The sequence below is a fragment of the Streptomyces colwelliae genome (assembly GCF_048158785.1).
Lineage (GTDB): Bacteria > Actinomycetota > Actinomycetes > Streptomycetales > Streptomycetaceae > Streptomyces.
This window is the reverse complement of sequence record NZ_JBLTJC010000476.1, coordinates 1-7,073: the sequence shown is the minus strand read 5'-3', so window position 1 is coordinate 7,073 and position 7,073 is coordinate 1. Positions and strand designations below refer to the sequence as shown.

General features: G+C 71.2%; 7 protein-coding genes. 3 read left to right on the top strand and 4 right to left on the bottom strand.

Features of this window, described 5'->3' with window-relative positions:
- Positions 1 to 110 precede the first annotated feature (110 nt).
- The 3 genes from ACNFOC_RS48190 to deoC are packed head-to-tail and all read right to left on the bottom strand — an operon-like array spanning position 111 to position 3,435.
- Complete coding sequence (locus ACNFOC_RS48190; RefSeq protein WP_416965341.1) at positions 111 to 1,010, bottom strand: aldehyde dehydrogenase family protein; 900 nt, start codon at positions 1,008 to 1,010, stop codon at positions 111 to 113.
- Positions 1,003 to 2,469: an aldehyde dehydrogenase family protein gene (locus ACNFOC_RS48185; RefSeq protein WP_416965340.1), complete on the bottom strand. Its 1,467-nt coding sequence runs from the start codon at positions 2,467 to 2,469 to the stop codon at positions 1,003 to 1,005. The genes ACNFOC_RS48190 and ACNFOC_RS48185 overlap by 8 nt, the downstream gene beginning before the upstream one ends.
- A 6-nt stretch (positions 2,470 to 2,475) precedes the next feature.
- The gene (gene deoC / locus ACNFOC_RS48180) at positions 2,476 to 3,435 is read right to left on the bottom strand and encodes a deoxyribose-phosphate aldolase (protein WP_416965339.1); all 960 of its coding nucleotides are present in this window, start codon (positions 3,433 to 3,435) and stop codon (positions 2,476 to 2,478) included.
- A gap of 192 nt (positions 3,436 to 3,627) precedes the next feature.
- Between deoC and ACNFOC_RS48175 the strand changes: the two genes are divergently transcribed.
- The 3 genes from ACNFOC_RS48175 to ACNFOC_RS48165 are packed head-to-tail and all read left to right on the top strand — an operon-like array spanning position 3,628 to position 5,991.
- Positions 3,628 to 4,323 (top strand): PH domain-containing protein, encoded by a 696-nt coding sequence (locus ACNFOC_RS48175; RefSeq protein WP_416965338.1) that lies wholly within the window; start codon positions 3,628 to 3,630, stop codon positions 4,321 to 4,323.
- Between the two features lie 52 nt (positions 4,324 to 4,375).
- Complete coding sequence (locus ACNFOC_RS48170) at positions 4,376 to 5,290, top strand: hypothetical protein (protein ID WP_416965337.1); 915 nt, start codon at positions 4,376 to 4,378, stop codon at positions 5,288 to 5,290.
- Positions 5,260 to 5,991, top strand: coding sequence for a hypothetical protein (locus ACNFOC_RS48165; protein ID WP_416965336.1), 732 nt, complete (start codon positions 5,260 to 5,262; stop codon positions 5,989 to 5,991). The genes ACNFOC_RS48170 and ACNFOC_RS48165 overlap by 31 nt, the downstream gene beginning before the upstream one ends.
- 94 nt (positions 5,992 to 6,085) lie before the next feature.
- On the opposite strand, the gene ACNFOC_RS48160 is transcribed toward ACNFOC_RS48165, so the two are convergent.
- The coding region (locus ACNFOC_RS48160) for an AAA family ATPase (RefSeq protein ID WP_416965335.1) at positions 6,086 to 7,073 on the bottom strand (988 nt) is incomplete at its 5' end.

Genomic DNA, 7,073 nt, shown 5'->3' with positions numbered 1-7,073 from the left:
GGTTGAGAGTGGGGGCGGTTCGGGGGAACTGCGGTCTCGTTGCCGGGTGCGCGTCCGTCGTGGCTGGTCGCGCAGTTCCCCGCGCCCCTGAAGAGCGTGCCTTCGGCCGCTCAGTACGAGGAGCCGCTCGCTCCCAGTGAACCCGTGGGGTGCCAGACCGTCTTCGTCTCCAAGAAGGCTGTCAGGCGCTCTGTGCCCGGAGTTTCCGCGTAATCCACAGGCTGTGGACGAAGAACCCGCTTGAGGTTGTCGGCCGCCGCGATCTCCAACTCCTTTGCCAGTACGTCGTCCGCGCCCGCGAGGTCGATCGCGTTGACGTCCTGGTGTGCGGCGAGGGGCGTCGCGATCTCCGCCGTGCTGCCGGAGAGGACGTTGACGACACCGCCGGGCAGGTCGGAGGTGGCCAGGACCTCGCCCAACGACAGTGCGGGGAGAGGGGAGTTCTCGCTCGCGATGACGACGACCGTGTTGCCGGTCGCGATCACCGGGGCGACTACCGAGATCAGGCCCAGGAAGGAGGACTCCTGGGGTGCCAGGACGGTGACCACTCCCGTCGGTTCGGGGGAGGAGAGGTTGAAGTACGGGCCCGCCACCGGGTTCGCGCCCCCGACCACCTGTGCGATCTTGTCGGTCCAGCCCGCGTACCAGACCCAGCGGTCGATCGCCGCGTCGACCACGGCAGCCGCCTTGGACTTCGACAGGCCCTCCGCGTCCGCGACTTCACGCGCGAACTGGTCCTTGCGGCCCTCCAGCATCTCGGCGATGCGGTAGAGGATCTGGCCCCGGTTGTACGCCGTCGCGCCGGACCAGCCGCCGAACGCCTTGCGCGCCGCTACGACCGCGTCGCGGGCGTCCTTGCGGGAGGACTGGGGTGCGTTCGCCAGCCACTTGCCCTTTGAGTCGGTCACCTCGTACACCCGGCCGCTCTCGCTACGGGGGAACTTGCCCCCGACGTACAGCTTGTAGGTCTTGAAGACACTCAGACGCTGCGGTTCGGACTTCTCAGACATCGAGGTACGCCTCCAGGCCGTGGCGACCGCCCTCGCGGCCGAAGCCCGACTCCTTGTAGCCGCCGAACGGCGAGGTCGGGTCGAACTTGTTGAACGTGTTGGACCAGATGACACCCGCGCGCAGCTTGCTCGCGACCGCGAGGATGCGGGAGCCCTTCTCCGTCCAGATGCCGGCGGAGAGGCCGTACTGGCTGTTGTTGGCCTTCGCGACCGCCTCCTCGGGCGTACGGAAGGTCAGCACCGACAGCACCGGGCCGAAGATCTCGTCGCGGGCGATCGTGTGCGCCTGGGTGACGTTCGTGAAGAGCGTCGGGGCGAACCAGTAGCCGGAGGACGGGAGTTCACAGGACGGGGACCAGCGCTCGGCGCCTTCCGCCTCGCCCTGTTCCACGAGTGAGGTGATCCGCGCGAGCTGTTCGGCGGAGTTGATCGCGCCGATGTCGGTGTTCTTGTCGAGCGGGTCGCCGAGGCGGAGCGTGGAGAGTCTGCGCTTCAGGGAGTCCAACAGCTCGTCCTGGATGGACTCTTGGACCAGGAGGCGGCTGCCCGCGCAGCAGACCTGGCCCTGGTTGAAGAAGATGCCGGTGACGATGCCTTCGACGGCCTGGTCGATGGGGGCGTCGTCGAAGACGATGTTCGCGCCCTTGCCGCCGAGTTCGAGGGTGACCTTCTTGGTCGTGCCGGCCACCTGGCGCGCGATCGCCTTGCCGACCGCCGTGGAACCGGTGAAGGCGACCTTGTTGACGTCCGGGTGCGCGACCAGCGCGGCGCCCGAATCGCCGTATCCCGGAAGGATGTTGACGACACCCTTGGGGAGGCCGGCCTGGCGGCAGATGTCCGCGAAGAAGAGGGCGGAGAGGGGGGTCGTCTCCGCGGGCTTCAACACGACCGTGTTGCCCGTCGCCAGCGCCGGGGCGATCTTCCACGCCAGCATCAGGAGCGGGAAGTTCCAGGGGATGACCTGGCCTGCGACGCCCAGCGGTTGCGGGTTCGCGCCGAAGCCCGCGTGGTCCAACTTGTCGGCCCAGCCCGCGTAGTAGAAGAAGTGCGCGGCGACCAGGGGGAGGTCCGCGTCCCTCGTCTCCTTGATGGGCTTGCCGTTGTCCAGGGTTTCCAGGACGGCCAGTTCGCGGCTGCGCTCCTGGATGATCCGGGCGATGCGGAACAGGTACTTGGCGCGCTCGGAGCCGGGCAGTGCCGACCACTTCTCGAAGGCCTTGCGGGCGGCCTTCACCGCGCGGTCGACGTCCGCCTCGCCCGCCTGGGCGATCTCGGAGAGGACCTCTTCGGTGGAGGGGGACACGGTCTTGAAGACCTTGCCGTCGGCCGCCTCGGTGAACTCGCCGTCGATGAACAGGCCGTAGGAGGGCGCGATGTCGACGACCGAGCGGGACTCGGGGGCCGGTGCGTACTCAAAAGCGGACGCGGATGCAGATGTGGATGCAGATGTGGGTGCCATGTCGGATCAGTCCACCGTCACGTAGTCGGGGCCGGAGTAGCGGCCGGTGGCCAGCTTCTGACGCTGCATCAGCAGGTCGTTCAGGAGCGAGGACGCGCCGAAGCGGAACCAGTGGTTGTCCAGCCAGTCCTCGCCCGCCGTCTCGTTGACGATGACCAGGAACTTGATGGCGTCCTTGGAGGTGCGGATACCGCCCGCGGGCTTCACGCCGACCTGGACGCCGGTCTGGGCGCGGAAGTCGCGGACCGCCTCCAGCATCAACAGGGTGTTCGCGGGCGTGGCGTTGACGGCGACCTTACCCGTCGACGTCTTGATGAAGTCCGCGCCCGCCAGCATGCCGAGCCAGCTCGCGCGGCGGATGTTGTCGTACGTCGACAGCTCGCCGGTCTCGAAGATGACCTTCAGGCGGGCGGCGCCCGAGGCCTCCTTCACGGCGACGATCTCGTCGTAGACCTTCATGTAGTTGCCCGCGAGGAACGCCCCGCGGTCGATGACCATGTCGATCTCGTCGGCGCCCGCGGCGACCGCGTCGCGCACGTCGGCCAGCTTCACGTCGAGCGCGGCGCGGCCGGCCGGGAAGGCGGTGGCGACGGAGGCGACCTTCACGGAGGAACCGGCGACGGCCTCCTTCGCGGTGGCCACCATGTCGGGATAGACACAGACGGCCGCGGTCGAGGGGCTCGTCCGGTCGGTCGGGTCGGGGCGGACCGCCTTGGCGCCGAGCGCCCGGACCTTGCCCGGGGTGTCCGCGCCTTCCAGCGTCGTCAGGTCGACCATCGAGATGGCGAGGTCGATGGCGTACGCCTTCGCGGTGGTCTTGATGGAACGGGTCCCGAGCGAGGCGGCACGCGCCTCCAGGCCGACCGCGTCGACGCCGGGCAGCCCGTGGAGGAAACGGCGCAGCGTGCTGTCGGAAGCCGTTACCTCGCCGAGTGCGTGTGCAGCAGCAGGTGCAGTGGTGGGCATGGTCACCACCCGAGCATATCTACGCGCGTAGCAGCTGTACACCCCGGGCAAGTGGACCCACCTAAGGGGCGCGAGGCTGCATCTATGTGCGGCTCCGCCGCGTGGGCGCGACCAGCCACACACGGCGCGCACTCGCAAACGTACAGGTCCCCCAACGGCGACCAGGCGGAGCCCTGAGGCAGAATTCGCACCATGACGACCCCGCCCATCGAGTCCAAAGACCGGATCTACCGCTCACCCGCGGGCATCGTCGGCGGTGTCCTGCTGCTGGCCATCATCGGCTGGCTCGGCGTCGACGCCCTAGTGTCCGGCCACGACCGCACCCCGTGGCTCGCCCTCGCCGGCCTGATCCTCGCCGTGCCGCTGGTCGTCGCGTTCACGATCCGCCCCGCGGTGTACGCCAACGCGGACCGGCTGCGCATCCGCAACCCGTTCCGGGTCGTCGTGCTGCCGTGGGGCGAAATCGCCACGCTGCGGTCCGGGTACTCGAACGAGGCCGTCACGAAGGCGGGCGCCAAGTTCCAGCTGTGGGCGGTCCCGGTCTCGCTGCGGGCCCGCAAGAAGGCGGCGCGGCGCGAGGCGCGGGCCGCGTCGGAGGCGGCGGGTGCGCAGCGCGGCGGCGGCAGGTCCGGGGGCCTGGGCCTCGGCGGCGGGCTCGGTGGGTTCGGCGGCGGCATGGGCGCCGGCGGCACGCGGGGCGGCATCGCGCCGGGCGGGTCCACGCGCGCGGAGTCCGACCAGATCATGTCCGACCTGCGCGAGCTGCTGGAGGCCGGGGAGCAGGCGGAGTCGGCGCAGGGCGAGGTCACCGTGCGCTGGGCGTACGAGGTGATCGCGCCGGCGGTCGCCGGTGCCGTACTCCTGGCGATCCTGCTGGCGACGGGCTGACGGGACGGGCGCCGCCCACTCTCCCCGCTCACACTTCTCTCTCTGGGATGTCATGACCACGAACGTCCGGGAGCCGTCGCTGCTGCCCGCCTCCGCGATACCCGACGGCTGCGTGGACTGGAACGGGGAGCACGCGCGCGCGTGGGCCGGTGCGGCGCTGCCGTGGTGGGTGCCGGTCCGGCCGCGGCGATGGTCCGTCGAACTGGCCCTCTGGTGCGCCGTGTCGGCCGCCTTCGGTCTGCTGGCGACGACGGATCTGCCCCCGGGCCTGGTCGCGCTGCTGCCGCTCCAGGTCGTCTGGTGGCTGTGGCGCCCCGAGGTCGTACGGCTCTCCGCCCTCGCGCTGGTCGTGCTGGTGGCGGTACGGGGGACCGGGCTGCCGTGGCCGGTCCCGGTGTGCGCCGCCCTGCTGGTCCTGGCCTCCGTGACGGCCACCGAACTACGGGCACGCGCGCGTGCCCGCCAGCGGCGGAGCGCCCTGGCCGCGGCCGACGGGGTCACGGCCGTGCCGCCGGACGCGGACAGTCCGGTGCGGCGGGGCGGGCTCTTCCTCAAGTTCGGGGCCGGTGTGGGCGTACCCGGTGTCGTACTGCTCGCCACCTCAGGCCTGTGGCACGGGGCGGGTGACCGTCAACTGGCGGTCGCGGAGGGCCTGTTCGTCGTGGGGCTCGCACTCACCCTGCTCCTCTCCGGAGCCCTCGGCCGGCGACGGGCGACCGCGCTGCGCCAGGCACCCGCGCCCGTGCTGCGCGTCCTCGTCGGCAAGGACGACCACGAGGACGCCGTGATCTACGCGAGGGACGACACGGAGGCGCTGCGGCCCCTGCTCACGGTCGCGACGAGGACGACGAGGCGGCGCGGGAAGAACTGGAGGAGCTCCTCGACGCGCACGCGGCCGCCGGTCCCGTTCCCCTGCGCGAGGCCGTCCTGTACGGCATGCCCTGCGACGGCGCCGAGATCCTGCTGATCGGCGCGGCGGAGGAGCCCGGTGAGCCGCCGGTGACGGAGTGGTCGACCGGGCCCGTACGACCGTTGGCGGGCGGCGCCGCGGGGCGGCGGCTCGCCCGGGAGGAGCGGGCGGCGGTCCGGGCGGCGCGGGACGAGGAACTGGCCGCGACCGTGCGGGCGGGGATCGCCGTGGTGCCGGTACGGCGCTGGCGGGCGGGGCCGGTGGACTGGCTGGGAACCTTCCTGGTGGTGCAGTGGGCCGGCTGGATCCTCTGGGGCGCGGCCGACCTGGGTCTCTGGGACGGGGCCCTGCTGCTCCTCGGTGGTCTCATGGGCGCCACCCTCGTCCCCCGGAAACTGCTCTGGCGCGTCACCGCCGACCGCACCGGCCTCTGGCTGAACGGTCTGCGCCGCCCGCGCCACGTCCCCTGGGACGACCTCCGCTCGGCCCGCCGCGAGGCGTTCGAGCTGCAACTGCGGGTGCGCGACGGCGACCACTGGGACGTATCGGCACCCCGCTGGCCCTGGCTACAGCGCAGGCGCGGACTGATCCATCCCTACGACGCGCTGGCCGCCGAACTCTCCGCGATGATCGCCGATCCCGCGCTGCGCCCCACGGGGGAGAGCGAAGTGGGGGAGCGGGGACGCCAGTTGTGGCCGTTCGCCGTACTTCTCGCGCTGGCCTGGACCGCGCTGCTCGTCACCCGCTGGCTGTCCTGACGCTGTCCTGACCGCGGCGCGGGACGAGCACGGGGTGCCCCGGACGGACGCGGGCACCCCACAGAACGTCGCTCAGATAGCGGCAGAACGTCGCTCAGATACCGGCCGCCGCCGACAGGTCCCGCTTGATCGTCGCGAGGGTCTCGGTGGCCTGCGCGCGGGCCGCCGGGAGATCGGCGTGCGTGGCGACAGGCACCACGACCTCCAGGTAGCACTTCAGTTTGGGCTCGGTGCCGCTGGGCCGGACGATGACCCGGGCGCCGTCGAGCGTGTAGCGCAGGCCGTCCGTGGGCGGCAGCTTGTCGGTCCCCTCGGTCAGATCTTCGGCCTTGGTGACGGCCAGCCCCGCGAGCGCTGTCGGGGGCTGCTCGCGCAACCGCCGCATGGCGTCCGCGATGACGGCCAAGTCCTCGACGCGGACGGAGAGTTGGTCGGTGGCGTGCAGGCCGTGCTCCACGGCGAGATCGTCGAGGAGGTCGAGCAGATCGCGCCCCTCGGCCTTCAACTCCGAAGCCAGTTCGGTGATGAGGAGGGCGGCCGTGATGCCGTCCTTGTCGCGCACGCCGTCCGGGTCCACGCAGTAACCGAGGGCTTCCTCATAGCCGTAGCGAAGGCCCTCCACCCGGGCGATCCACTTGAAGCCGGTGAGGGTCTCCTCGTAGGGCAGACCCGCCTTCTCGGCGATACGGCCCAGCAGGGAGGAGGAGACGATCGACTCGGCGAAGGTGCCCCGGGCGCCGCGCCGCACGAGGTGTGCGGCGAGCAGGGAGCCGACCTCGTCGCCGCGGAGCATGCGCCAACCGCCGCCCTGGGCACGGTCCTTGACGGCGGCGGCGCAGCGGTCGGCGTCGGGGTCGTTGGCGATGATCAGGTCCGGGTCGCTCGCGCGGGCCTGCGCGAAGGCGAGGTCCATCGCGCCGGGCTCCTCCGGGTTGGGGAACGCGACGGTCGGGAAGCTCGGCATCAGGTCCGGGGTGAACTGGATGCGCTTGGTGTCGAGTTCGAGCGCGGATGCGAGGGCTCGGACGAGCAACGTTTTGGCGACTCCAGGGACTCCTTCTAGGAGAACGTGTCCGCGGCAG

Coding starts and splice junctions, on each gene's coding strand:
- ACNFOC_RS48190 (WP_416965341.1), bottom strand. CDS start 1,010: ATGTCTGAGAAGTCCGAACCGCAGCGTCTGAGTGTCTTCAAGACCTAC.
- ACNFOC_RS48185 (WP_416965340.1), bottom strand. CDS start 2,469: ATGGCACCCACATCTGCATCCACATCTGCATCCGCGTCCGCTTTTGAG.
- deoC (WP_416965339.1), bottom strand. CDS start 3,435: ATGCCCACCACTGCACCTGCTGCTGCACACGCACTCGGCGAGGTAACG.
- ACNFOC_RS48175 (WP_416965338.1), top strand. CDS start 3,628: ATGACGACCCCGCCCATCGAGTCCAAAGACCGGATCTACCGCTCACCC.
- ACNFOC_RS48170 (WP_416965337.1), top strand. CDS start 4,376: ATGACCACGAACGTCCGGGAGCCGTCGCTGCTGCCCGCCTCCGCGATA.
- ACNFOC_RS48165 (WP_416965336.1), top strand. CDS start 5,260: ATGCCCTGCGACGGCGCCGAGATCCTGCTGATCGGCGCGGCGGAGGAG.